Origin of the sequence: Litorivivens sp., from assembly GCF_041624475.1 — a bacterium.
GTDB lineage: Bacteria > Pseudomonadota > Gammaproteobacteria > Pseudomonadales > Spongiibacteraceae > Litorivivens.
Genome location: NZ_JBFJUX010000025.1, coordinates 1 through 24,943, shown reverse-complemented (window position 1 = coordinate 24,943; position 24,943 = coordinate 1). Strand labels below are relative to the sequence as shown.

At 57.5% G+C, this 24,943-nt stretch carries 19 protein-coding genes and 1 pseudogene; 4 read left to right on the top strand and 16 right to left on the bottom strand.

The genetic code is table 11. The annotated features are described in order from the left end of the window. Together ABY734_RS16065 and ABY734_RS16060 are read left to right on the top strand one after the other, a co-directional pair. A pseudogene (locus tag ABY734_RS16065) lies at positions 1 to 570 on the top strand (acetyltransferase); the annotation flags it as partial. Positions 571 to 581: 11 nt separating this feature from the next. After that, a complete protein-coding gene (locus tag ABY734_RS16060) occupies positions 582 to 1,619 on the top strand; it encodes a hypothetical protein (protein ID WP_372780394.1) in 1,038 nt (345 codons plus the stop codon). A gap of 31 nt (positions 1,620 to 1,650) precedes the next feature. Here ABY734_RS16060 and ABY734_RS16055 read toward each other — a convergent pair whose 3' ends face one another. From ABY734_RS16055 to ABY734_RS16035, 5 genes are all read right to left on the bottom strand, one after another. Beyond that, entirely contained in the window at positions 1,651 to 2,046 is a 396-nt protein-coding gene (locus ABY734_RS16055) for a nuclear transport factor 2 family protein (RefSeq protein WP_372780393.1), read from the bottom strand. Positions 2,047 to 2,178: 132 nt separating this feature from the next. Beyond that, positions 2,179 to 4,008: a S8 family serine peptidase gene (locus ABY734_RS16050; RefSeq protein ID WP_372780392.1), complete on the bottom strand. Its 1,830-nt coding sequence runs from the start codon at positions 4,006 to 4,008 to the stop codon at positions 2,179 to 2,181. 182 nt (positions 4,009 to 4,190) lie between these two features. Beyond that, positions 4,191 to 6,350 carry an acetyl-CoA hydrolase/transferase C-terminal domain-containing protein gene (locus ABY734_RS16045; protein ID WP_372780391.1) on the bottom strand — a complete coding sequence of 720 codons (2,160 nt, stop codon included), beginning with the start codon at positions 6,348 to 6,350 and terminating at the stop codon, positions 4,191 to 4,193. 86 nt (positions 6,351 to 6,436) lie between these two features. Then, the gene (locus ABY734_RS16040; protein ID WP_372780390.1) at positions 6,437 to 7,609 is read right to left on the bottom strand and encodes an alpha/beta hydrolase family protein; all 1,173 of its coding nucleotides are present in this window, start codon (positions 7,607 to 7,609) and stop codon (positions 6,437 to 6,439) included. A gap of 103 nt (positions 7,610 to 7,712) precedes the next feature. After that, the gene (locus ABY734_RS16035) at positions 7,713 to 8,843 is read right to left on the bottom strand and encodes a helix-turn-helix transcriptional regulator (RefSeq protein WP_372780389.1); all 1,131 of its coding nucleotides are present in this window, start codon (positions 8,841 to 8,843) and stop codon (positions 7,713 to 7,715) included. Between the two features lie 146 nt (positions 8,844 to 8,989). Between ABY734_RS16035 and ABY734_RS16030 the strand changes: the two genes are divergently transcribed. After that, positions 8,990 to 9,757 carry an SDR family NAD(P)-dependent oxidoreductase gene (locus ABY734_RS16030; protein WP_372780388.1) on the top strand — a complete coding sequence of 256 codons (768 nt, stop codon included), beginning with the start codon at positions 8,990 to 8,992 and terminating at the stop codon, positions 9,755 to 9,757. Next, positions 9,757 to 10,509, top strand: coding sequence for an SDR family NAD(P)-dependent oxidoreductase (locus ABY734_RS16025; protein ID WP_372780386.1), 753 nt, complete (start codon positions 9,757 to 9,759; stop codon positions 10,507 to 10,509). Before ABY734_RS16030 ends, ABY734_RS16025 begins: the two co-directional genes overlap by 1 nt. A 19-nt stretch (positions 10,510 to 10,528) precedes the next feature. Here the strand turns inward: ABY734_RS16025 and ABY734_RS16020 are convergent, their stop codons facing one another. From ABY734_RS16020 to ABY734_RS15970, 11 genes are all read right to left on the bottom strand, one after another. After that, entirely contained in the window at positions 10,529 to 11,953 is a 1,425-nt protein-coding gene (locus tag ABY734_RS16020) for an SDR family NAD(P)-dependent oxidoreductase (RefSeq protein WP_372780385.1), read from the bottom strand. A gap of 125 nt (positions 11,954 to 12,078) precedes the next feature. Next, the gene (gene pnp / locus ABY734_RS16015) at positions 12,079 to 14,208 is read right to left on the bottom strand and encodes a polyribonucleotide nucleotidyltransferase (RefSeq protein WP_372780395.1); all 2,130 of its coding nucleotides are present in this window, start codon (positions 14,206 to 14,208) and stop codon (positions 12,079 to 12,081) included. Positions 14,209 to 14,282: 74 nt separating this feature from the next. Then, positions 14,283 to 14,552, bottom strand: a complete 270-nt coding sequence (gene rpsO, locus ABY734_RS16010; protein ID WP_372780384.1) for a 30S ribosomal protein S15 — start codon at positions 14,550 to 14,552, stop codon at positions 14,283 to 14,285. Between the two features lie 139 nt (positions 14,553 to 14,691). After that, complete coding sequence (gene truB / locus ABY734_RS16005) at positions 14,692 to 15,624, bottom strand: tRNA pseudouridine(55) synthase TruB (protein WP_372780383.1); 933 nt, start codon at positions 15,622 to 15,624, stop codon at positions 14,692 to 14,694. 1 nt (position 15,625) lies between these two features. Further along, a complete protein-coding gene (rbfA, locus tag ABY734_RS16000) occupies positions 15,626 to 16,012 on the bottom strand; it encodes a 30S ribosome-binding factor RbfA (RefSeq protein WP_372780382.1) in 387 nt (128 codons plus the stop codon). Positions 16,013 to 16,024: 12 nt separating this feature from the next. Further along, entirely contained in the window at positions 16,025 to 18,778 is a 2,754-nt protein-coding gene (gene infB, locus ABY734_RS15995; RefSeq protein ID WP_372780381.1) for a translation initiation factor IF-2, read from the bottom strand. Between the two features lie 56 nt (positions 18,779 to 18,834). Beyond that, positions 18,835 to 20,343 (bottom strand): transcription termination factor NusA, encoded by a 1,509-nt coding sequence (gene nusA, locus ABY734_RS15990; RefSeq protein WP_372780380.1) that lies wholly within the window; start codon positions 20,341 to 20,343, stop codon positions 18,835 to 18,837. Positions 20,344 to 20,405: 62 nt separating this feature from the next. After that, positions 20,406 to 20,864 (bottom strand): ribosome maturation factor RimP, encoded by a 459-nt coding sequence (gene rimP, locus ABY734_RS15985; protein ID WP_372780379.1) that lies wholly within the window; start codon positions 20,862 to 20,864, stop codon positions 20,406 to 20,408. 258 nt (positions 20,865 to 21,122) lie between these two features. Further along, positions 21,123 to 22,493, bottom strand: a complete 1,371-nt coding sequence (locus ABY734_RS15980) for an NAD-dependent succinate-semialdehyde dehydrogenase (protein WP_372780378.1) — start codon at positions 22,491 to 22,493, stop codon at positions 21,123 to 21,125. Next, positions 22,487 to 23,764, bottom strand: coding sequence for an ectoine hydrolase (gene doeA / locus ABY734_RS15975; RefSeq protein WP_372780377.1), 1,278 nt, complete (start codon positions 23,762 to 23,764; stop codon positions 22,487 to 22,489). The genes ABY734_RS15980 and doeA overlap by 7 nt, the downstream gene beginning before the upstream one ends. Then, on the bottom strand, positions 23,761 to 24,943 hold a 1,183-nt coding region (locus ABY734_RS15970; protein WP_372780376.1), incomplete at its 5' end, for an aspartate aminotransferase family protein. The genes ABY734_RS15970 and doeA, both read right to left, overlap by 4 nt.

Below are 24,943 nucleotides of genomic sequence, written 5' to 3'. Positions count from 1 at the left end.
GTGATTTACGGTGGCGGCAACGATGCCATCGCAGCGCTCAAACAGCTGGTCAATCACGACTTCGACCCCAACGATGGTGTGACCACCGGCACCTATGCCTTCAATCAGGCCTATCCCGCCGGCACGGCCAATATCGAACGCAGCCGCAGTTTCCTGACGGGTCAGGATAACGGCAATATGAACCCCGCCCTCTATCTGCTCAAAGAGCTGTGGACCGAGATCGATGGTGACGGTTACGCCAGCTACGACGCCAATGGCGACGGTGCACTGGGCACTGGCGACGGCAATGCCTCCGACAATGACGACGACGGTCTGGTGGGTATCAACTCCCAGCAGATGGGTTATCGAATGGAATACTGGGAGTGCTACGGCTGTCTTGACTACGTCTGGACCCAGACCAACACCGGCTACGTTGCCGACCTGAATGCGCCGGATGCCACCCAGATGACCTCCCACGCCTGGAAGATCAATCAGGACCACCTGGATATCATCGGTGTACCACCCGATACCTTTGACGAAATGGAGTTTTACGCAGCCATCACCGATTTTATTGCCGACAACGGCTTCTAAGCGGAGGAATTATGGCAAAGAAATTCCCACTCGTTCTGGGAGCCAGTGCAGCAATTGCTGCACTGGCTTTTTTACTCTGGCCTGACAGCAAAGCCACCGAACCAACTGCGCCGGCTACCACTCCTGCCGTGACTGAGGCTCTCACCAACCCCGAGGCAGAAGCGAAAGCCCCGTCTCCGAATCAGCCCCGATGGAGCAGCGACGAAGAGCGGGATGCTTTTTTTGTTGCCGACATGCAGGGTCGATTCGCCCCCCATATTCACATTCAGCACGCCCAGATTCGCTTTCTGGAGCAGTTGATATCCTACCTGCGCCAACAGTATCCCGACGACTGGCGCAGCCGTGTTGCCTCTCTGCTCCATGCCAGTTTTCCCGATCTGGCGGCGGAGCTACAAAATAAATTCGACGCGCTGGAACGCTACAACGAATGGCTTCTCGCCGACCGGAAGCAGTTGCAGGCCATGCCCGCTGATGAGCGCCGGGCTGCCCTTTGGGACAAACGCTACGCAGCGTTTGGAGAAGACGCCGACATTATCTGGGCGGCAGAAATTCGCAATCAGAACATCTCCGATGCATTGCAGTCACTGGGTAAAAATAGCGACAGCAGCGTGCAGGAAAAACTCACCACACTCGTCACTACCATAGAGCAAAATTATGGCGACAACGCCGACGACTTTATCCAGAGCCGCCAGACCGAACTGCTCAACAAATTTGTTGAGCTCCCGTCGGTACAGACCAGCTTAAACGCCATGCCGGCGACCGAGCGTCGCAGTGAAATGCGCACCATCCGCCAGACTCTGGGCATGAATGAAGCTGCACTGGACCGTTGGGAAAAGCTGGATACACAGCGCGACCAAAGCTGGTCGGTCGGCCAGGATTACATGCAGCAGCGCGAGCAAATTGTCGCCCGCTATGAGGGCAATCGCCAGCAACGGGAACTTGAAGCCCTTCAGAAAAGTGTATTCGGGGAAGAAGCCGAAATGATACGACGAGAAGAGGCGGCGGGCTTTTTCCGTTATGCCGGGCAACGCCGAATTGGAAGGGAGTAGTTGAAAGAGGGGCGCGCCCTTCCTCTCAAACTCAGCTCATGGTTTTATTGAAGTCCCAGTAGGCTTTCAGTGAGGTCAACTTGCCTGCATCATTCGCGGTGTACACCACCACCATTTGCATCTCGACCACGGTATCCCCAAGCACATTGCGAATCTCAACGACATTGGCACATTCGTCGCCGGCGGGATGAGAACCGGTGATTTCAAACTTCTGCATGTCGCCGGGGCCAATCACCATATCGTAAAAGGCTGCTATCGCGTCTTTGCCGCGATGCCCCTGACCGCTGGGGTCGAGCGGAGATTCTCCTACCGGATCCTGAACTACGGCGTCATCGGCAAACAGGCTCAACCAGCCTTCCCGATCGCCTGCCAGAACATACTTTCCGGATTGAAAACTGGCTTCCTGCGCTTTATATGCATTGCCCATCGCACTGCCCTCTCTTGGCCTGAATTGTTGTTATGTCAGAGCGGACACTATAAGGACTTTGACTGTCTTGCAATGACACGAAAGGGTGAGGCCTCTCGCCCCACCCTTTTGTCAGAGAGATGACACCATCGCCTAGGGGTTGCTGTACCAGAAGTCAAAGGCGCCGGAACCACTGTAGCTGCTGACACGCCAGCGGTAGTTACCCGAGCCGCCGTTGTAGTCGATCTGCTCGCTGCTGCTGTTGCTCTCGGAGCGGGCTACACTACTCCAGCTACAGAATAGTGAGCAGCTGTAGCGTTCAAGACGGATATCAAAGTCAGCATTCGCAGGGCCTTCCAGCCAGGCCTGAAAACGCCCGCCATTGCTGTTAAAGCCCTGGGCGGGAATATAAACCACCTCGCCGTTACTCAGACTACCGCCCTGATACGTACAGTTGGTGCAGGGTCCGGCACTGGCTTCAGACACGGCAACCGTCTGTACCTGCGTATCACTCTGCCCTGCCGCGTCATACACCTGCAAAGTAACCGTATAGCTACCGGCAACTGAATAGCTGTGCGAGGTCAGGGCTGACACACTGCTGGCGCCATCACCAAAATCCCATAGATAAGAGGACACACCGTTATCGTCGGAGCTTGCAGAAGCATCAAACCGACAAACCAGTTCGGTGCAGTCCACGCTCATCCGTGCCACCGGCGGCAAATCCACACCTTCTCCGGCAACACTGTTCTGAGCCAGCAGATTGGGTGAACCTGCTCCCAGACCGCTCAGTCGACCAGCTGTGCCAGCATTAAGAACAGCGGTAAAGACCTCGCCGGGCTGCGCCTGCGGTTCTGCGTGCAAGTAAAGCGCCGCAATCCCGGCAACGTGTGGAGCCGCCATGGATGTGCCACTCATAGTGGCCGTGCTGGTGTCATTGCTGATTCCTGCCGAGCGAATACTCGAGCCCGGCGCAAACACATCAACACAGCTGCCCTTGTTGGAAAACGTGGAGCGGGCATCACTGGAAGTCGTAGAACCTACTGTCAGGGCTTCCGCCACACGGTTCGGTGATCCACTGCAGGCATCTGCATTATCGTTACCCGCGGCGACAACAAAGGTCACCCCCGCGTTGATGGCCGCGCGCACCGCATCATCCAATGCGTTGCTGTTGCCGCCGCCAAGGCTCATATTGGCAACAGCCGGCTTCTGATGGTTCGCCATTACCCAGTCAACGCCAGCAATGACGCCGGAGTTCAGCCCACTGCCGTTACAGTCCAGCACCCGGACCGGGTGCAGTGTCACACTTTTAGCGACCCCGTAGAGGGTGCCGCCAACGGTTCCTGCTACGTGGGTGCCGTGGCCATTACAGTCGTTGGTATCATCCGGATCCGCAGAACCACCGCCGATACCGAGAAACCCACCAGCACCGACGGTATTGAAGCCGTTGCCCATGCGACCGGAAAATTCGTTGTGGGTTGCCCGAATACCGGTATCGATAATGTAGGCGTGAACGCCGTTGCCATCGGCAGAATAACGGTAGCTACCATCCAGCGGCAGCGCCGCTTGATCGACTCGATCGAGCCCCCAGGTAGCATTCGCCTGCACCGCCGTGGCGCCGGCAATACGATCCGGCTCGATATAATCCACCAGCGGGCTCTGCGCCAGTACAGAAGCCACCTCCGCCGACATTTCGGCCACGAAACCGGTAAGCGCATGCTCGTAAATCCGCTCGACGCTAAAGCCATAGTTCGCGGCCATTGCATTGATCTGGCTGGTCAGATCAGCCAAGCCGAGCACATCCAGTTTGTTCAAAACGACGATATAGCGACCGCTAACGGCCTCGCCGATCCGGGCAACCTGAGTGGTGGCTGTCTCGGCCGCGGATTGTGACTCAAGGGCAGCGACATCGGCGTCACCGTCTGAACCGGACTGGCAGCCCGCAAGAAGCAAGGCACCAAAAAGTGGAAACAGCATTTTTTTCATGAAGGGCTCCGAACGGATTGCAATCCGTTTTGGCAGGTTTCATTGCGATTGTTATCGTGCGCTGTTATTTGCGCGCTACCGATTTTAGGGAGGACGGTCGAAGTTGTTCTGACGAGAGTCACAAAGTTCAGCCACCAAAGCGTGAACCGGCTCACGACCGCAAGAGAAATGTTGGCACCGAATCAGTTGTCGGAGGAATCGTCCAGCGCGCGCGTGAGGGCCTGTGCCAACACCCGCTTCAACACACGCTGTTTCAATGAACCCGGACCTGCCACGCCCAGTGTCTCCAGCCAGTGATAAACACGGGGCGAAAGCTTCCCTAACGGCCTGACTATATCGAACAACAGCCGAGCTTTACTGGCGACCGGCAAGCTCTTGAGGGTTTGCGCGACAACAAGCTCCTCGTCGCTAAAATCTGTGCCAAAGGGGTAGGCAGACAAGACCTCAGCCTGACGCAGTTCCGCAGCGATTTGTGCGATGCGCGCCGGCGTATTGTCCCGATACTGGGGGGGAATCGCGTAGTCCGGCTCAACTTTCCCGGAGGCGATCGCCCGCGCCAGCAGATTGGGTTGAAAGCGGGAGTCAGCAATATTCAGCAGTGCTTTGATCACCTCACCATCTGATTTGCCGCGCAGGTCGGCTATCCCGTATTCGGTGACCACCAGATCCCGCAGATGACGCGGAATTGTGCAGGCTCCATATTCCCAGACGATATTGGACTCAGCATGCCCTGCACCTTCGCGCACGGCGCGAATCATAATGACGGAACGCCCGGTCAAAAGCTGGTGTGCCATGCTGACAAAATTGAACTGACCACCGACACCGGAAAGTACCTGCCCGGTCTGCAGTGTATCCGACACAACGGCACCGTTCAGGGTGGCCTTGAGCCCGGTGTTGATAAAGCGCGCTTTGACCCGCTGTGCGCGATAGAGACGCGGATTGAAGTCCAGCTGATTGATTTTTTCGACGCTGGTCATATCGATTTTCTTGCGCAGCTCTTCCGGCAAGTTGCGCAGGCGTTCGTAAAAATCAGCACTGCCGAGAAAGAAGCCACCGTGCAACAGGCGGCCATTGACCAGCTCAGTCCCCAAACATTGATCCGCCATCACCCGACGCGAATGAGGGTTGGCCACATTGGCTGACACACTCCCGCCATCCGGTGTCGTGATATAGCCGTCGCGATAACTGCACTGACTGTTGAACAAGCCGTGATATTGCAGCACCGCAAAATCCTTACCGCGAATCTCCCTGACGCCCAGCTCTGCTAATCCGTTCAACACTTCAGCATCGAGCTGCTTCGGGTTGCAACGCCCCCCATTGATCAGCTGTTGCAGCGCCCAGAAGTCGTAGACCTCGCGCTTCAGAACACCGGCCTCCTGCAAATGCAGAAAGCCCTCCACCAGCATTTCTGTGGCGCCATACAGGCCCTCTTCAAAGGGCGCTGTGCCGCCTATGGTCTTGAGCATGTCGCGCCTGTCGGGCGTCAGAATGCCTGAGCGAATCAGGGCCTGCTTGTAGCGGGCATTATCCTTGTGGCGCAGACAGAGGGCGTGGGCAACCGCATCACCCATACTGCCAATGCCAATCTGCAGGGTGCCACCGTCGGCCACAAGCGCGCTGGCGTGTAGACCGATCAGAGCATCGACCGTGCCGACCGGCTGCAGTTTGGGAATACTGAACAGACGATGGTTGTGCTGGTCTCCGCGCACCAATACATCGTAGAAAGCCGGACTGACTTCGGCATCGCCGCGCATATAGGGCAGCTCGTCATTTACCACCGCCACACTGAGAAAGTCGCGACCGGAATCCTTCAGACGCTGACGCAGTTCCAGCGAGGTATCGGGATTGCAACTCATGCTTAAACGGCCTTGGCGACTGGCCACCATCTGCAATACAACGTTACAGCCATTATCAAACACATCGCGCGCGGCATGGGTATAGTTGGAACTGATGTAGTGGTACTGGGCATCAAAATTGCCGAGCCTGCTGCCCGGCTGAAAGAAGAATTCCTTGATGGTTACGTTGGCGGGCAGGCTGCGCGCATCGAGATCCGCTACGTAGTCCAGCGCCGGCACGCCCGCGTAGACCCGTTCGAGCACGGGGGCGAGAAAGCGTCCTTGTAGATCGTCGGATGCCGCTGGCCTGGCGAGGCTGAGTGCGGTCAGAAAGGTGAGCTTGAGAGAATTGTCGCGTTTTGCACGGGCGTAAAGAGTGTTTACCAGCGGCACTGGTTTGCCGAGCCCGAGCGGCAAGGCCACGATCAGGGTCTTGCCCAGCTTTTCAATCAGGGTATCAACGACCTGTTCGGCGTCGGTGTGCCACTGCACCCGATTTGGGGACATAAATTCTCAACCTTAGATCTATAAGCCCCTGCGCCGAACGCGCTCCAACAGGCGTTGGAGCTGCCGGATTGAAACACGTGATCCGGCTACTGAAACTGGTCGACCTGACAGCTATCGGCGGGGATTTCGGGGTCTACCACACACTCAAAGTAGGGTACGGTTTCATTGTAGCTACCGTCCAGCATTTTCCGCAGTTGCTGGAAGGCAGTCACCATCACCGGGTGGATGGGATCGCTTTCCGAGGCATGCCCCGCCAGATTGAGATAGGGGTCAGCATCGCCAAGCTGCAGAGTCTCCGTACCCGTAGTCCCTTCGTCCTGCCAGGGGTGCACGCGGGTAATGGTAAAAAACTGTGTAGGGATCCTTGCCGTGGTCAAGGCGGCTGCCATCTGCCGCCCCTGATTGTGGGGAACGAGCCCATCGTTCACCGGATGTATAACGGTCGCCGCTTTCAAACCGCCCGCATACATCTTGGCCGCATGATACATGGGGGAGCGACGGGTGTAGGCGTGCGGACATTCCGCCGGCGTACCGCCGGTATCGCGCTCTATACCTTCAACTGCCCTTCTTGCCGTATCGTTATCAACGGCCTGCACAGCAGCCTGGGCCTCAGAATAGGTCTCTACAAGATTGCTGACCCCTTCGACGGTAATCCAGTAATCGAACAGGGGTTCCTTCACATCGCTGAAGCGGCCACCGCTTTGCAGATCGATGGATTCGGCAATAGCCGTACCGGATACAGATCCGCCCATGGAAACCCCCATCAGGTAGACCGTTTCAATGGAGGGGAAGCGCTTAAGCACCTGCAGGGTAGCGGCAATCGTGTCATGGGCACCGCGCAAGGCGGGAAAGCCGAAGTTGTCCCGGTAATTGGTGCTGAGAAAGACCACGTTGCCCGGATTTTGCGGCAGGAATCGCGCAGCCTGTATCTGGCGCCGCATATGCGGCACCCAGGAGGCGCTGACTTCATGGCCAATACCATGGGCAAACACCACCAGGCGTTTTGGCGCCGTTTCGCTGCGCCGGTAAACCATAAACGCCGACGGTAACGGCAGATTGGACGCTTCATCCGGCGTGCAATTCGGTTCCAGCGCTTGCGCCATAGTGTAGTCCGCCAGAACCGAGGCGGCATCGTTGACAAAGGATTCCGTCACAATATCTGACTGAAACGTCGAGTCCGAGGTAGAAGAAGAACTGTCGTTACAGGCAGAAGTAAAAGGAAGGACGACAAACAGACAGACGGCTATTATTTTATTCATCACATGATCCAACGCTTTGCACCGCACACCGGCGCAAATACCCCAAAACGCTGGCAATGGTGACATTTATGTGACAATGCCGTCAATAAGCTGCAACGCCGGCCTAGCTGCCCTCCCAGGCCAGCTGCGCCACACTTTTCAGGATCAGTCGGACCAGCAAAGTCTGACGACTGACCCCGGTTTTGTTGAATACCGAACGCAGATGGGTTCGGGCGGTATTGCGGCTGATACCCAAGGCCTGAGAAGCCTCATCCAGACTCAGGCCTTCCGCCAGCAGCAGCGACAATTGAGCCTCTGTCGGGGTAAAACCGAACAGGCGGGTGATGACCTGCACCGGGGCTTCCGCGCCAAAATCCGGGTCGCTGATAAAGATCGCAACCGTGGGCACTGAGCGTCCCTCAGACCATTCGTTCATGGGTACAGGACGCACCGCCACACCCAGATCTGCATAGTCGGCATCGCGCTGAATGCGCATGGCCTCAATCACCGCCGGACCGCCGTGCTGCTGCTGCTCCAGCACCAGCCCAATCAAACGCTGTAATTCGTTGGTGGTGGCTTCGTCGCCCACCTGAAGGTAACCGTTAACCACATTCAGATCCGGCTCTCGCGCCAGCAATTGTTCTGCCATCCGGTTACAGGACAGCACCGCACCGTTCTCGTCCAACAGAATGGTTGCCAGAGAGAGCTGATCCACCGCGCCCGCATACAGGGCGCGCTCGGATTCAATCTTGTTCATGCGCACGTGAATCCGAATGGCGCGCATCAGGTGCTCGACAATCTGCGACATCAAGGCTTTGTCTTCATCGGTAAAGCGCGGCGAGGCCTTGTCTCGCGTTACCCGCAGCCCGCCTTCCATCTCACCCGGTATCGACATATCGACGCCGAGACTATCGTAGAGGCCCGCCGGCTCCATGCAGACCTTGTAGAGCTCGCTCTCGACCCACTCTTCCTCGGGCACAAGCTCCAGCAGCGATTTCACCTCACCAGGCGGAATATGCAGGAAGGGGTCCATCGCAAAGAAGCTCTCCTGGTAGCGGGCGATGCCCTCCAGTGAGCCCCCGTCGATACGCAGTACGCCCCGATCGCCGCTGGACGGGGGTTTGAGCACCAGCGTCGCCGAATTTCCGCCCATCAGCTTACGCAGTTTGCCCAGAAAGGAATGCCAAGGCTCCGCCTCCAGCGGCCCTTCGTAAATACTGGCAAGTAAATCGCTGACTTCAGGTTCTATGCGCATGGGGGTGTTATCTCCTTTGCGACATTATGACCAGTCCCAGCAGTAATGGGAAACGTCGTATGGAGGTGGATAAATCTTCATTTAGCGTCACCTCTTGCCTGTGGCAGACTGCGGCCATAACAAGGTCAAATTGAGTTTAAGCCATCATGAGTACAGATGTGAAAATCGCGGTTGTCACTGGCGGCGCCAGTGGCATGGGCAGGCTGACGGCACTGCGTTTGGCCGCTCGTGGTGTCAAGGTCGCCATTCTGGATATGAACGAAGAGGCGCTGGCCAGCACCGCTGCCGAGTCGGACAATCTGACCGCCTATCGCTGTGACGTATCGGATCTCAAGCAGGTGCGGGAAGTGATCGAGCAGATAGAAACTTCGCTCGGCCCCATCGACCAACTGACGCACTGTGCGGCGATCATGCCTTCCGGCTCGCTCATTGACATGCCCGCCGACCTGATCACTAAGATGATGAGCATCAACTACAATGGCACAGTTCATCTAACCAAGGTGGTACTGCCGCTGATGCAGGCCCGCAAACGCGGCCTGATTGTCATCTACGGCTCCATCGCCGGCTATGTGATGGCACCTGAGCTCGGCGCCTATAACGCCACCAAGGCCGCCACCAACGCCTTTGCCGAGGTACTGATTCACGAAAATCGCGGCAGCGGCGTCCACATCCTCGCGGTCAACCCACCAATGGTTAACACGCCGCTGATCGATCAGGCGGTGCAGACCAAAAACATTCGTGAGTCTCGGGAAAAAGGCCGCCTGGCCAGCCCGGACTTCATTGTCGACGAAGTGGAAAAGGCCATCGCCAAGGGCAAGGAATTCCTCTACCCCGGCGCTGAAGCGAAAATCCTGACCTGGTTGCGTCGCTTCTTCCCCGGCCTTCTGTGGCGCATCATTAAAGCCTCGAGCTGATGAACAGCGGTCGCTTCGCCGACAAGGTGGCACTGATTACCGGTGCCTCCTCCGGACTGGGAAGAGCCTGCGCCCAGAAACTCTTGGCAGAGGGCGCTCAGGTGATGGCCGTTGCAGGCTCAAAGGAGAAGTTACAGCAACTGCAAAACGAGGCAGGAAGTGAGCGCCTTGCGCACTTTGCCTGCGATTTGTCGCACGCAGACAACTGCCAAAAAGCCGTTGCGGCGGCCATCGCTCAGTTTGGCAAACTGGATATCCTGCTGAATGTGGCCGGCGTTCACCGCTTTCGCCACACCCATAGCATCAGTACTGAGGAGTGGCAGCAGGATCTGGCCATCAACCTGAACGCGCCCTTCTTTCTGTCTCAGGCCGCAATTCCCGAGCTGCTCAAAACCCATGGCACTATCGTCAACGTCGGCTCACTGGCTTCCTCTCAGGGCCAGCCCTACTCCGCCACCTATTGCGCTGCAAAGCACGGCCTGATTGGTCTGACTCGCGCCCTCGCGCTGGAATATATTAACAGCGGCCTGCGGGTTAACGCGGTGTGTCCAGGCGGCATGAATACGCCGCAGATTCAGAACATCGCGTTTGCCGACGATATGGATTTCGATTTGATCATGCGCTCAGGCACGGCGCGGGGTTTTATGGAGGCAAAGGATGTTGCCAACACCATCGCCTTTCTTGCTTCGGACGAAGCGCGGGCAGTTCACGGCGCTGTGTATAACGTGGATCAAGGGCGCACAGTAGACTGACACGCCCCTGAAAGGCGGCTCAGGCAGCCTTAGTCTTGCCGGAATTCATAAAGCCAGCCAGAGCATTTTCAACCCAGACTTTCAAGGCCTGCGCACGATTCGGCGAAAGTGCTTTCCCGGGTAAGACATTCACCGGGTGCCGCTCACGATCAAACCAAAAGGCGCCAGTCTGCCCCTGCAACTCTTCTGAGGCCGCAAGCCAAACCACCGTATCTGCCCCCATTCTGGCGTCTCGAAGCCGCGACGCCAAGGCTTTGTTGAAAGCCCGCAGCGATTTCGCAACCCCCGGTGTTGAAGCCCAACCGGGGTGCATGCTGTTGCAATCGATGCCCAGCGGCCTCCACTCGCTTGCGTACATTTCAGTCAGTGTCACCAGAGCCCGCTTGGCTTGAGCGTAGGCCTTGGCCCCGTCGAAACCGTGTTCGGACTCGATATCGGCCAGATTGACGCCGCTGAGATACATACCACCCGAAGCGACATTGATGACCCGGCTACCCGCACTCAGTGCCGGCAGAAGCCGACGCATCAACAATACCGGCGCTAGACAGTTCACGGCCAACGTCAGTTCATGTCCTTCAGCAGTAACCTCGCGCTGCAGCGGCAAGACGCCAGCATTATTTACTAGCACATCAATAGCTGGGTCCGCCGCCAGGACCTCGTCTGCCACCCGCGACACCTCGCTCAACAGGGACAGTTCAGCCTCAAAGAGGTCGATAGTGGCAGCATCTGCGCCGCTGAAATCGAGCACGGTATCGCGCGCGGCCTGCAGGCGCTGGCGGTCCCGCCCGATCAGCACCAAATTGGCGCCGAGCCGGGAAAACTCACAGGCTGCCGCCAGCCCGAGCCCGGATGTAGGGCCGGTCAGCACGACGGTTTTGCCATCCATAAACTGACTCAAGCCCTTGTCGGCTTGCCTGAGATAGCCGCGCTCGGTGAAATCCAGTGCCGCGGGAAGAATCAGCTTGTCCTTGAGAGCAGACTTCCAGCGGGTTTTAGGCGCCCCGGCAGGCCTCTCCAGTGCCGTTTGCAGCCCGGTAACCGCTTTTTTACCCAGCCTGTTCAGCGCCGGCATCATCGGCACGCGCAAAAACTGAGGCAGGCTTTTCAGAGTCAGCTGGGCTTCGTAGGTGATCTCAGTGAGCTCGTCTTCAAGTGCTGTAAACGTCAGTGTATCCAGCGCATGCAGGGTCTCATTGACCCCCTCAAGCACCAGCCGCGCATTATCTTCACAGGCCGTCAGCTGATAGGTCATCGGCACCCGCTTTCCGGAGATATTCAACTGCAGCAGAAACTCTGCACCCACCGCAACGGCACCGGGCGTCAGCTTTTCGGCACGATAAACGCCGGGATCCCACTGCTCGATGGTTGAAAAATCCTTGAGGTAGCGAAAGCAGTCGGCCACAGTGCGCCGCACGCGTATGGTTTCCTTCAGGGTTACTTTCACGACGATCTCCCGTTGAATGTCGCTCCTATTACGCAAACGCCCTGCCGATAGATCAGGCACAGAACAGACACAAAAAAAGGAGCCGAAGCTCCTTTTCTTGATCAACGATCAATCCGCACCTGTGATCAGTCGTCAGACTCTTCACTTGCTTCTTCGGCTGGCGCCTCTTCCTTCTCTGTCAATTCCTTGATAGAGAGTTTGATACGGCCACGCTGATCGACATCCAGTACTTTCACCTGGATCTCTTCACCTTCTTTCAGGTAGTCGGACACATTCTCAACCCGCTCGTGAGCGATTTGCGAGATATGCACCAGACCGTCTTTGCCCGGCAGAATGGTGACGAAGGCACCGAAGTCCACGATGCGCGACACTTTACCAGTGTAGACCGCACCCACTTCAGCTTCGGCGGTAATCGCCAGTACGCGATCAACCGCAGCATCACGCGACTCGGCATTGGCGCCGTAGATGCGTACCGTACCGTCGTCTTCGATATCGATCTGAGCTTCGGTTTCTTCGCAGATGCTGCGAATAGTCGCGCCGCCTTTACCGATAATATCGCGGATTTTGTCGGAGTCGACTTTCAGCGTTGTCATGCTCGGCGCGTTAGTTGAAACATCTTCACGCGAGGCCTGCAGCACCTGATTCATTTGACCAAGGATATGCAAACGAGCCTGCTGAGCCTGTTCCAGTGCGATTTCCATGATCTTTTCGGTAATGCCTTCGATCTTGATATCCATCTGCAGGGCAGTGATACCGTTGGCTGTACCGGCTACTTTGAAGTCCATGTCACCGAGGTGATCTTCGTCGCCGAGGATGTCAGTCAGGACGGCAAAACGCTCGCCTTCCTTGACCAGGCCCATGGCGATACCGGCAACCGGTGCCTTCAGCGGCACACCGGCGTCCATCATTGACAGGCTGCCTACACAGACAGAAGCCATGGAGCTGGAACCGTTGGATTCGGTGATCTCGGAAACTACACGGATGGTGTAGGGAAATTCTTCGGCTGTGGGCAGAACCGCTGCCAGACCGCGACGGGCCAGACGGCCGTGACCAATCTCACGACGACCCGTGCCACCCATACGACCACACTCACCTACCGAGTAGGGAGGGAAGTTGTAGTGCAGCATGAAGTTGTCTTTGCGCTCGCCTTCCAGGGCATCGATCAGCTGCGCATCGCGGGTGGTACCGAGCGTGGTCACACCAATAGCCTGCGTTTCACCGCGGGTGAACAGTGAAGAACCGTGAGCTTTGGGCAGCACGCCCACTTCAACAGAGATCGGGCGCACGGTGCGATTGTCGCGACCGTCGATACGCGCTTCGCCGTTCAGGATGCGCTGGCGAACAATATTCTTCTCGAGCTTGGCAAAGACACCGGCAACGTCGTCGGCACTGAATTCACTGCCTTCACCAGCCAGGCTGGCAATCGCCTGCTCGCGCAGTTCGCTGACCTTGCTGTAACGCTCCATCTTGTCGGTGATGCGGTAGGCATCGCCCAGACCGGCTTTGTAGCCTTCAGCGACAGCCGCCATCAACGCGGTGTTTTCTTCCGGCGCAGACCACTCCCACTTGGGCTTGCCAACTTCAGCGACCAGCTCGTCGATGACTTTGATAACGGCCTGCATTTCCTGGTGGGCGTAGAGTACCGCACCCAGCATCTGATCTTCGGTCAGCTCGGAAGCTTCTGACTCAACCATCAGTACCGCTTGTTCGGTACCGGCCACCACCATGTTCAGCTCGCTGCTTTCCAGCTCTGAGTAGGTAGGATTCAGGAAATAACCTTTGTCGGCGTTGTAACCAACGCGCGCGCCGCCGATGGGGCCGGCAAAAGGAATGCCTGAAATTGCCAGAGCGGCAGAGGTGCCGATCATGGCGGCGATATCGGGATCGACGTCTTTTTCAGACGACATGACAGTACAGACAACCTGCACTTCATTTTTGAAACCGTTGGGGAACAGCGGGCGTATCGGACGGTCGATCAGACGCGATGTCAGGGTTTCTTTCTCGGAAGGACGGCCTTCTCGCTTGAAGAAACCACCGGGGATTTTACCGGCTGAATAGGTGCGTTCCTGGTAGTGTACGGACAGCGGGAAAAAGTCCTGTCCTTCTTTGGCTGTTTTGGCACCGACTACGGTACACAAAACCGATACATCGTCCATCGACACCAGCACAGCGCCAGTCGCCTGTCGGGCGATACGGCCTGTTTCGAGAGTGACCTGATGGCCACCCCACTGGAATGTTTTGCGAACGGGATTTATCACTCAGTTCTCCTCCATTGAGGTCTTATAAATGTATTGGGGCCGAAACCGGCCCCAATCACATATGCTTTGTATTAACGACGCAAGCCGAGACGTCCGATCAGGGTGGTATAGCGCCCTGCATCTTTCTTCTTCAGGTAGTCCAGCAATTTACGACGCTGGTTGACCATACGAATAAGTCCGCGGCGAGAGTGGTGATCTTTGCCGTTGGCTTCGAAGTGGCTCTGGAGTTTGTTGATGTTGACTGTCAGCAGGGCAACCTGTACTTCGGGGGAGCCGGTGTCAGTCTCAGACTGTTGGTACTCTTTTACGACTTGTGCTTTCTCTTGGGCAGACAATGCCATTTCACTTTCCTCATTCACTATGAATATGCTTGAGCGACACCGACAAACAGGCCGCCCTCGTGTCGAGCCTGCCCGTGCATATTTACAGACAGGTTCGTTGCCCGGGCTCCGCGCATACACGGAGCCTCAGACTAGCCGCCTATTGTCGCACATTCGAAATCAAACGGCGAGGGGCAATGCGCCCGTCGCTGAGGATCTCGCCGACGCCAACAAACTGGCCCGTTTTCAGTTTCAGCCCCACCAGACCCTCTGTGGGTGCATTCGGCACCTGCACCGGCTGCCCCTGGAGCAGGTAGTAGCCCGTAGTGTCGCCCAGTTCGATCATCGGCAACTGGGGCAGCGCCAGATCGATAGGCTCCAGCAAGGCGTCCAACGCCGGGAAATCGTCCGCATCGCGCAGCACCTGCAGAGCATCCAGCGTTACCGACTGCTCAAGGCTGAAGGGGCCTGCGGCCGTTCGCCGCAGCATGGCGACATGCCCGCCGACACCCAGCGCCTGCCCAAGGTCTTCGGCCAGCGAACGGATATAGGTGCCCTTGCTGCAGCGCACACTGATATCCACTTCCGCGCGCTCCCCCGGGCGAAACGCGGTGATCTCAAGTGAGTAAACCGTGATGCGGCGGGCTTCGCGCTCGATTTCAATGCCCTGACGGGCCAGCTCGTAGAGGGGTTTGCCGTCTTTTTTCAGGGCGGAATACATGGAGGGGATCTGATCAATCTCGCCGACAAACTGCTCGGCCGCGTGTCGCACCTGCGCTTCCGTCAGCGCCGCAGCACTGGTCTCGGCGCTTACTTCCCCTTCGGCATCACCTGTCTCGGTGGCGACGCCCAGCACAACCGTGGCGTCGTAGGCTTTATCCGCATCGAGCAGGTATTGGGAGAATTTGGTGGCTTCACCAAAGCAGACCGGGAGAACACCGGTCGCCAGAGGGTCCAGACTGCCGGTGTGGCCCGCCTTGGCGGCATTAAAGATGGCTCGGGCTACCTGAAGCGCCCCGTTGGAACTGCGACCGGCCGGCTTATCCAAAATCAGAATGCCGTCCACCGGACGGCCACGACGTCTGCGACCCAACTTACTGCTCCGAGTCGTCTTTGCTGCGCTGGCGGTCTTTGGCGACAGCCGTGTCGATCAGACGGGACATATACTCACCCCGACGCACGCTGCTGTCATAGACAAACTTGAGCGCCGGCGTCGTGCGGGCATTGTGACTCTTGGCGACTTTGCTGCGCAAGAAACCGGCAGCCCGGTTAAGCACTTTGAGTGACTCTTTGGCTTCTTCCTCGGTGTCGGTTCCCATCACGGTGACAAACACCTTGGCATGAGACAGGTCGCGACTGACTTCAACGTCAGTAATCGACACCATGCCCACACGCGGATCGCGTATCTGGAATTGAATCAGACTGCCGAGCTCCTTTTTCAGAAAGTCGGCAACCCGTTGGGTGCGGCTGAAATCACTCACGCGCTCAACCTCTTACAGTGTCCGGGCAAATTCCGTCACCTGATAGACCTCAATCTGGTCACCCACCTTGACGTCATTGTAGTTCTTCACACCGATACCGCACTCGAAGCCCTGACGAACCTCGGCAACGTCATCCTTGAAGCGACGCAGGGATTCCAGTTCGCCTTCATAGATAACCACGTTGTCGCGCAGTACCCGGATCGGGTTATTGCGGTAGATGGTGCCTTCCCGAACCATACAACCGGCGATGGCGCCCAGCTTCGGCGAGCGGAACACATCCCGCACTTCGGCCACACCGACAATCTCTTCGCGCATTTCCGGTGACAGCAGGCCGGACAGCGCCTGTTTCACATCGTCGATCAGATCGTAGATAACGCTGTAGTAACGCAAATCCACGCCTTCGTTTTCCGCCAGTTTACGGGCCGTAACATCTGCCCGAACGTTGAAACCGAACATGACGGCACCGGAGGTAATGGCCAGGTTGACGTCGGATTCGGTGATACCACCGACACCACCAGAAACCACATTTACTTCCACTTCGTCGTTACCCAGATCGAGCAACGAAGCCTGCAGGGCCTCCAGCGAACCGCGCACGTCGGCTTTCAGTACGATATTCAGCGACTGGCGATCGGCACCTTCGCCCATGCGGTCGAACATGGAATCCAGTTTCGCCGCTTGCTGGCGCTTAAGCTTCTGATCGCGATCCTTGTGGGCGCGGAAGTCAGCGACTTCGCGAGCGCGCTTCTCGTTCTCCACGACCACAAAGCTGTCGCCGGCGTCGGGCGTGCCGTCGAGGCCGAGAATCTCAACCGGAATCGAGGGGCCTGCGGAGTCAATCTGCTGACCGGTCTCATCAATCATGGCGCGCACGCGGCCATAGAACTGACCGGCAAGGACGATATCGCCCTTGCGCAGGGTGCCGCTTTGTACCAGTACCGAGGCAACCGTACCGCGACCTTTGTCGAGGCGCGATTCGATGACCAGACCCTGACCGGGAATATCAGTCGGGGCTTTCAGCTCCAGCAATTCAGCCTGCAGCAGTACCGCATCGAGCAGTGCATCGATGCCGTCACCGGTGTGGGCCGATACGGGTACGAACTGGGTATCGCCACCCCAATCTTCCGGGATGACTTCCTTGGCTGAAAGTTCATTCTTGACGCGATCGGGATCGGCGCCTTCCTTGTCCATTTTATTGACCGCAACCACCAGCGGAACGCCAGCGGCGCGGGCGTGCAACACCGCCTCTTCGGTCTGCGGCATCACACCATCGTCGGCGGCAACCACCAGGATAACAATGTCAGTACTCTTGGCACCGCGGGCACGCATGGCGGTAAAGGCCGCGTGTCCGGGCGTATCCAGGAAGGTGATCATGCCGTGACCGGTTTCGACGTGGTAGGCACCGATATGCTGGGTAATACCACCGGCTTCACCGCTGGCCACCTTGGCTTTACGGATGTAATCCAGCAGCGAGGTTTTACCGTGGTCGACGTGGCCCATAACGGTAACAACCGGCGCGCGCGACTCGAGCGTGCCTTCACCGTGTGACAGCAGGGTTTCTTCCAGCGCTTCTTCCAGCGCATCGTCGGATACCAGTTTGGCGGTGTGGCCCATCTCTTCCACCACCAGCTGAGCAGTTTCCTGATCAATGGCCTGGTTGATGGTGGCCATCATGCCGAGCTTCATGAGCTCCTTGATGACTTCACCTGCCTTGATGCTCATACGCTGAGCCAGCTCCCCGACCGTGATGGTCTCGGGAATTGCAACTTCTTTGATAGCTTTCTCCGTAGGCGCCTGGAACGCATGGCGCTTGTGATCGTCGGGCAGTTTCAGGGTTTTCTTCTTGCCGCGACGGTAGCTGCCATCATCTTCTTCGAAGTCAGCTGTTACCGCGACCCGACCGCGACCTTTCGCGGCCGCCTTGACACGCTTGCCGCGTGGCTTGTCGTCGTCCTTCTCGCGCGTGGAGGTGCGCAGCGCCTTCTTGGCTTTGATCTTGTTGTCGGCTTCTTTGTCTTTGTGTGGCTGGGCGGATTCTTTCTTCGCCTCCACAGCCTGCTGAGCCGCAATCGCCGCGCGCTCTTCTTCTTCGCGCTTGGCTTTCAGGGCCGCTTCGCGGCGCTCTTTTTCCTTGGCCTCTTCATCCATACGGCGGTGCGCAGCACGCTGGCGCAGGACTTCCGGGTCAATCTCGACTTTTTCTTTGGGCTTGGGCGTGGCTTTTGCCGGTGCTGCTTCAGGCGCCGGTTCAGAAGGCTCGGCCTCAGCTGGCGTATCTTCCGTCTCAGAGGATTGAGCAGCCTCTTCTGCTGCAGCTTTTTCAGCAGCAACCCGAGCAGCTTCCTCGGCAGCCTGTTTTTCAGCTTCAGCTTTTTCCTTCTCGGCTTTCGCTGCGGCCTCTGCCGCCTGCTTTTCAGCATCGACTTTAGCAGCCGCTTCCGCTTCTGCCGCTTCCTGGGCCAGTTCAGCCGGGTCGCGTTTTACGTAGGTGCGCTTTTTGCGTACTTCTACACTGACGGTTTTCTTCGCTGCACCCGAGCCGGTTTTCAGCGTGCTCAGTGTCTTGCGCTTCAAGGTGATCTTTTTCGGCGCCGCGGTCGATTCACCGTGACTGTTCTTGAGAAAAGCCAGCAGCACCTGCTTGTCATCATCAGACACGACCTCGTCTGCCTGCTGATGTTTCAAACCGGCTTCTTTCATCTGCTTGAGCAGACGGTCGACGGGCGTACCCACCACCTCTGCTAACTGGCTTACCGTTACTTCAGCCATTCGTAATTCTCCCTTACCTCGTCCGACAGCGACCTAAACCAAATGCACGCCCTGCATTACTGGGCATCCCCGGATGAATCTTCATCCTCAAACCACGGTGCCCGCGCTGTCATAATCAGCTCGCCAGCCCTGTCGCTGTCCATCCCATCAATATCCAACAAATCTTCTACGGCCTGTTCGGCCAGATCTTCCATCGTACTGATACCGCGACTTGCCAGCAGGAAGGCCAGATGGCGATCCATACCTTCCATCGTCAGCAAATCTTCGGCCGGCTCGACTGCTTCTAGCTTTTCTTCGCTGGCAATCGCCTGGGTCAGCAGCGCATCCTTGGCCCGGGCACGCAATTCTTCGGCGATATCTTCGTCAAAGCCTTCAATACCCACCATTTCTTCCAATGGCACGTAAGCCACTTCTTCCAACGTGGTAAAGCCTTCTTCTACCAGAACGCCTGCGACGTCTTCATCTATGTCCAGCGCTTCCATGAACATTTCCATGACCTGACCGGATTCCTGCTCGTGCTTCTCGGCCATATCCTCAACGCTCATCACGTTGATTTCCCAACCCGTCAGTTCACTCGCCAGCCGGACATTCTGACCAGCGCGGCCAATGGCCTGGGCCAGATTGTCTTCGGCAACACCGATATCCATAGTCTTGGCGTCTTCATCCACCACAATGGATTCGACTTCCGCCGGAGACATGGCGTTGATGACCAGCTGCGCGGGATTGTCGTCCCACAGCACAATATCGACACGCTCATTGCTCAGCTCGCCGGATACAGCCTGCACCCGTGCGCCGCGCATACCAACACAGGCACCGACCGGATCAATACGGCCGTCGTTGGTTTTTACCGCAATCTTGGCACGCGAACCGGGGTCACGCGCCGCAGCGCGAATCTCGATAACCTGCTCGGAAATTTCCGGCACTTCAATTTTGAACAGCTCGATCAGCATCTCGGGGCAGGCGCGGCTGAGCAGCAACTGCGGGCCGCGCGCATCGCTGCGAACCTCAATCAGCACTGCCCGCACCCGGTCATTGATGCGAAAAACTTCGCGCCCGACCAGCTCTTCGCGCGGCAGAAGGCCTTCGGCGTTATTGCCGAGATCCACAATAATATTGTCGCGGGTAACCTTCTTGACCGTGCCGTTGATCAGCTCGCCGATACGGCCTTCATACTGCTCAACAACCTGTGCACGCTCGGCCTCGCGAACTTTCTGAACGATAACCTGCTTGGCGGTTTGGGCTGCAATCCGGCCAAAACCGACATTTTCAATCTCTTCTTCGTGGACATCGCCCGCTTTCAGGCTGGTGTCTTTCTCGGCCGCCTCTTCCAGCGTGAACTGGGTACCCAGCAGCGCCAGCTCGTCATCCGCGACCACCTCCCAGCGACGGAAGGTCCGGTAGTCACCAGTTTCACGATCGATAACGACATAGATGTCGGACTCTTCGTCGTAGCGCTTTTTGGCAGCGGTAGCCAGAGCCTGCTCGATAGCTTCGAAAATAATGTCCCGCGAAACGCCCTTCTCATTTGAGACCGCTTCAGCTACCAGTAAGATTTCCTTGCTCATCCTTCCTCTATGCCTCGTCGACTGGCCGGTGTTTTCCGGCGATTGACCAGAGCCCGCAGATTTCAGTCAAATCGCGGAACAACATTCGCTTTTTCTATATCCACTACAGGGAAGAGGTATTCGTGATCATCCACCAGAATCACCACATCTTCCTCTTCCACTCCAACCAGACGCCCTTTAAAGTTGCGACGCCCTTCGTAATTCATACGCAGTTTCAGCTTGACGGTTTCACCGGCGGCGGCCGCAAACTGCGCGATGGTAAACAGCGGCCGATCCATGCCCGGCGAGGACACTTCCAGCCGGTATTCGCCGGTGATGGGGTCTTCAACATCAAGCACTGCGCTTACCTGACGACTGACACGTGCACAGTCATCCACATTGATACCCTGCTCGGCATCAATGTAGATCCGCAGCAGCGCAGAGTGTCCCTGCGCCAGATATTCCAGCCCCCAAAACTCGTAACCGAGAGCGGTTACCGAGGGCTCGAGTAATTCCTGCAACTGTCGCGACTTGGCCGACAAATTTATGACCCACCAACAAAAAATGGGCACTAGGCCCACATTGTTAAACTACTGTCCGGCAGCCATTTCCTATGGCTACTAAAAAGCCCCTAAAGAGGGGCTTTCGACGTCCTTCCGGCGACGGAAAACTATCGCCTTCACTGCGTGGACCCGAGCATTTCACACACTCTCGATGCCACTTCAATCAAGACGCGGGATTATAGGCGTGTGCCTCCGAACGGTCAAGGAATACCGCCCTTTACACCGCCAAACCCCGCGTTATTCCTGCTTTGGCCCCACCCAGACCTGCTGGGCGTTGACGAAGGCGTGAATGCCGTGCGGCCCCAACTCGCGACCGTAACCGGAACGCTTGATGCCGCCACTGGGCAGGCGCGGATCGGTTTTGACCAGTCCGTTGACCACCACCTGCCCGGCTTCCATCTGCAGCGAAAGCATTTCACCGCGTTCGCGCTCGGTCCAGATGCTTGCAGCCAGCCCGTAGTCGGTATCGTTGGCCAGCGCCAGTGCAGCGTCAGCGGAATCGACCTTCATTACCACAGCTACCGGACCAAAGGTTTCTTCACAGGCTGCGGTCATACCGGCTTTTACACCTGCCAGCAAAGTGACCGGATAAAAATAGCCGTCTCCGTCCGGTAATTTGCCCCCCAGCAAGCACTCCGCGCCCTGTTCGACGGTCTCTGCCACCTGCCTGTGCAGCAGATCGCGCAGGTCTTTGCGGGCGATCGGACCGACATCGGTATCGTCACGCGCGGGATCGCCGACTTTCAGTCGCCCCAGCCGCTCCGACAATTTCTCAACGAAGGCGTCGTATACCGGCGCCTCGACAATGATCCGCTTGGCCGCGATGCAGCTCTGCCCCGCATTGATAATGCGCGAGGTAGTGATGGCATCCGCTGCCTCATCGAGATTGGCGTCGGCCAGCACAATCGCCGGATCCGAGCCGCCGAGTTCCAACACCGCAGGCTTGATTTCCGACGCCGCTGCCGCGGCCACCTTGGCCCCCGCCCGGTCCGACCCGGTAAAGGACACGGCGCGAATTCGCCGGTCGCGAATAGCAGCTTCCACATCGGGGGTAGCCAGAGGCAAGTTCTGGAATACATCGGCTGGCGCACCCACCGCTTCAAACACCGCAGCGATGGCCGCCGCACAGGCGGGCACATGGGGGTCGTGCTTCATGACACAGGTATTACCGGCCATCAGCGCCGGCGCGCAAAAGCGAAAGGCCAGCCAGAACGGCGCATTCCAGGGCAATATCCCCAGTACCGGCCCGAGGGGCAGATAGCGAACGTAGCTGTGGGAGGCATCGGAGGCCAGCTCGTCGTTGGCGAGATAGCTCTCCGCATGTTCTGCATAGTGCTCAGCACACCAGGCCGCCTTGATCACCTCACCCCGCGCTTCCTTGATGGGCTTACCCATTTCCTCTGTCATCAGCGGCGCCAGCGTTTCGACATTGTCCCGCATATGCCGGGCGACCTTCTGCAAAAGCTCTGCCCGTTCGGCAAAGCTGGTATGCCGCCACTGACGATAGGCCGCTTCCGAGCGCTCCATCGTGGCGTCGATATCAGCCGGAGTCGCCGCCGGCACTTCATTAATCTGACGGCCCGTGGCGGGATTGATCACTTTCAGCATTCTTCCCCCTCTTGCTTTTTTGCCTCACCTGCCAGCTTTAACGTTCTCGCCCCTTTGTCCTCCTTCGCAGGGCCGCCTGCCGGTTTACGGCCTTGGTTATCTGCTTTGGCTGGCTTAACCAGAAAGTCTTCCTCGAAATCGAAAAAAGATTCGCAACCCGTCGCAGTCACCCGAACGGTGTCGGAGATACCGCAGGTCTTGTCACCGTCCACCGCCCACATCCAGGGAATCAGATGAAAGGTCATGCCCTCTTCCAGTACCGCCGACTCCCCCTGCTTGAGGCTGATGATGTAACCCTCGTCCCAGCTGGGTGGAAAGGCGATACCGATGGAATAACCCGAGCGGGTAATAAGTCGTGCCCCAACGTCGTTATCGGTGATGATCTTGCGCACCAGATTATCCGCATCGGAGACGGTCAGCCCCGGGCGGATGGCCTCTTTGACCTCCTTCAGGGCGAGCTTCATACGGTCCTGAGCCTTTACCATGGAGGGCGACAACTCATCCAGCACCACCGTGCGCATCATCGCCGTGTGGTAGCGACGATAACAACCGCCGACCTCCAGAAACACATGCTCGCCCGCCTGCACTTCACGACCTTCCCAGGTAGCGTGACCAATCAAGGTGCGGGGCCCCGAGGTTACATAGGGCATAACCGCCGGCGGCTCACCCCCGGCGCGAAACATGGCCGCCGAGATCGCCGCTCCGATTTCATTTTCGGTCACACCGGGCTGACAGGCCTCATAGCCGGCGCGCATGCCCGCCTCCGTAGCACGCGCGGCCTTGCGCATCACTTCAATTTCATGCTCAGATTTTTTCACCCGGCCCTGCTCAACAATACCAAAGCAGTCCAGCAATTTGCCGTCGGTGTAGGTGGTGTGGATGTAGTCCTGGTGATACGCAGGGAAAAAATAGCTGTTGCGTTCATAGCCGATATATTTATTGGCCAGCCCGAATTCACGCAGACTCTGCACCAGCATCTGGATCGCATCACCCGTATCGGGATAGGGCCGGGTCAGCTCCACCCAGGTTCGGGCGTGAACATTGGTTTCTTCCAGCATCCGGGTAATCATGAAAGGCTCGCCTTCCAAAGGCACCACAAGACACTGGAAAAAGGAGTAACCGGTGGTCTGATAATCGGTGAGATACATCAGGTTTTCCGGATCGGTAATGACCACCGCATCCAGCAGCCGCTGGGACATGCGCTGACGCAGCTCCGTCAAGCGCCGTTCGTATTCCTCAAACGGAAAGGTCATATCATCTCGCTGCCTCATGCGGCTTCCTCCATGACACGGCCTATAGCATCTTCCAGAATGGCCAAGCCTTCTTTCAGATCCGCCTCGGAAATGGTCAGGGGCGGAATCAGCTTCAGCACCCGGCCACCACTGCCGCAAGGGCCTATCAACAGGCCGTTTTCAAAACAGACCGCGGCTACCTGCTTGGCTTTGCCGCCGTCAACCACATCCAGCGCTTGCATCATGCCCTTGCCGCGCACCGCAAAACCCTGCCCGGCATAGCGTTTAGCCAACTTTTCCAGATGCTCCGCCATCAACGCGCCTTTTTCTTTTACTTCATTCATCAGCGAATCGTCGTCAAAGTAGGTCAGGGCTTCACGGCCCGCGACAAAGGAGAAGCCCTGCCCGCGGAAGGTCCCAGTATGTTCACCCGGCGACCAGTGCTGGTCGTGCTCAGGTTTGATCAGGTTCATAGCCAGCGGCGTACCAAAGCCGCCAATACCTTTGGCTAAACAGACGATATCTGGCGACAGATCCATTTCATCGAAACTGAAGTAGGTTCCGGTGCGACCACAACCCACCTGAATTTCATCGACGATAAACAGGGCACCGTGGGCGAGGGCAATACGCTGAAGTTCTTTAAGCCAGCGCTCCGTGGCGACGTTAACCCCACCCTCGGCCTGAATAACTTCAATGAGATAGGCGGCAGGTGCTGTGACACCGCTGGAAGGGTCCTCAAGCGCCCGCTCGTGCTCCGCCAGATTATCCAGTCCGCCGCCCGGTGCACTTTCAAAGGGCAGCCGGATAACATGGTCCAGCGGAACCCCCGCCGCCTGGCGGAAATAATCGTTTGCCGTGCACGCCAACGAGCCCAATGTCATTCCGTGAAAACCGTGACTGAAGGCCACAATACTCTGGCGACCGGTCACACGACGGGCAAGCTTCAGCGCCGCCTCCACCGCATTGGTACCGGTTGGCCCCATAAACTGCATTTTGTAGTTCAACTGGCGCGGCTTGAGAACGGTGTCGACAAACTTTTCAATGAAATCGCGCTTGGCGGTGGTGTACATATCCAGACTGTGGGCAACGCCGTCGGACTCAATAAACTCGACTAAAGCTTTTTTCATGCGCTCATTATTGTGCCCAAAATTAAGAACACCGGCGCCGGCAAAAAAATCGATATAGGACTTGCCCTGTTCGTCTATCTGGCGAGCGTTT

Excerpts from the sequence above, each read along its gene's own strand:
- ABY734_RS16060 (WP_372780394.1), top strand. The coding sequence starts at position 582 with ATGGCAAAGAAATTCCCACTCGTTCTGGGAGCCAGTGCAGCAATTGCT.
- rpsO (WP_372780384.1), bottom strand. The coding sequence starts at position 14,552 with ATGGCATTGTCTGCCCAAGAGAAAGCACAAGTCGTAAAAGAGTACCAA.
- ABY734_RS16025 (WP_372780386.1), top strand. The coding sequence starts at position 9,757 with ATGAACAGCGGTCGCTTCGCCGACAAGGTGGCACTGATTACCGGTGCC.
- ABY734_RS16030 (WP_372780388.1), top strand. The coding sequence starts at position 8,990 with ATGAGTACAGATGTGAAAATCGCGGTTGTCACTGGCGGCGCCAGTGGC.
- ABY734_RS16055 (WP_372780393.1), bottom strand. The coding sequence starts at position 2,046 with ATGGGCAATGCATATAAAGCGCAGGAAGCCAGTTTTCAATCCGGAAAG.
- ABY734_RS15980 (WP_372780378.1), bottom strand. The coding sequence starts at position 22,493 with ATGCTGAAAGTGATCAATCCCGCCACGGGCCGTCAGATTAATGAAGTG.
- doeA (WP_372780377.1), bottom strand. The coding sequence starts at position 23,764 with ATGAGGCAGCGAGATGATATGACCTTTCCGTTTGAGGAATACGAACGG.
- ABY734_RS16035 (WP_372780389.1), bottom strand. The coding sequence starts at position 8,843 with ATGCGCATAGAACCTGAAGTCAGCGATTTACTTGCCAGTATTTACGAA.
- ABY734_RS16040 (WP_372780390.1), bottom strand. The coding sequence starts at position 7,609 with ATGAATAAAATAATAGCCGTCTGTCTGTTTGTCGTCCTTCCTTTTACT.
- ABY734_RS16050 (WP_372780392.1), bottom strand. The coding sequence starts at position 4,008 with ATGAAAAAAATGCTGTTTCCACTTTTTGGTGCCTTGCTTCTTGCGGGC.
- infB (WP_372780381.1), bottom strand. The coding sequence starts at position 18,778 with ATGGCTGAAGTAACGGTAAGCCAGTTAGCAGAGGTGGTGGGTACGCCC.
- ABY734_RS16045 (WP_372780391.1), bottom strand. The coding sequence starts at position 6,350 with ATGTCCCCAAATCGGGTGCAGTGGCACACCGACGCCGAACAGGTCGTT.
- nusA (WP_372780380.1), bottom strand. The coding sequence starts at position 20,343 with ATGAGCAAGGAAATCTTACTGGTAGCTGAAGCGGTCTCAAATGAGAAG.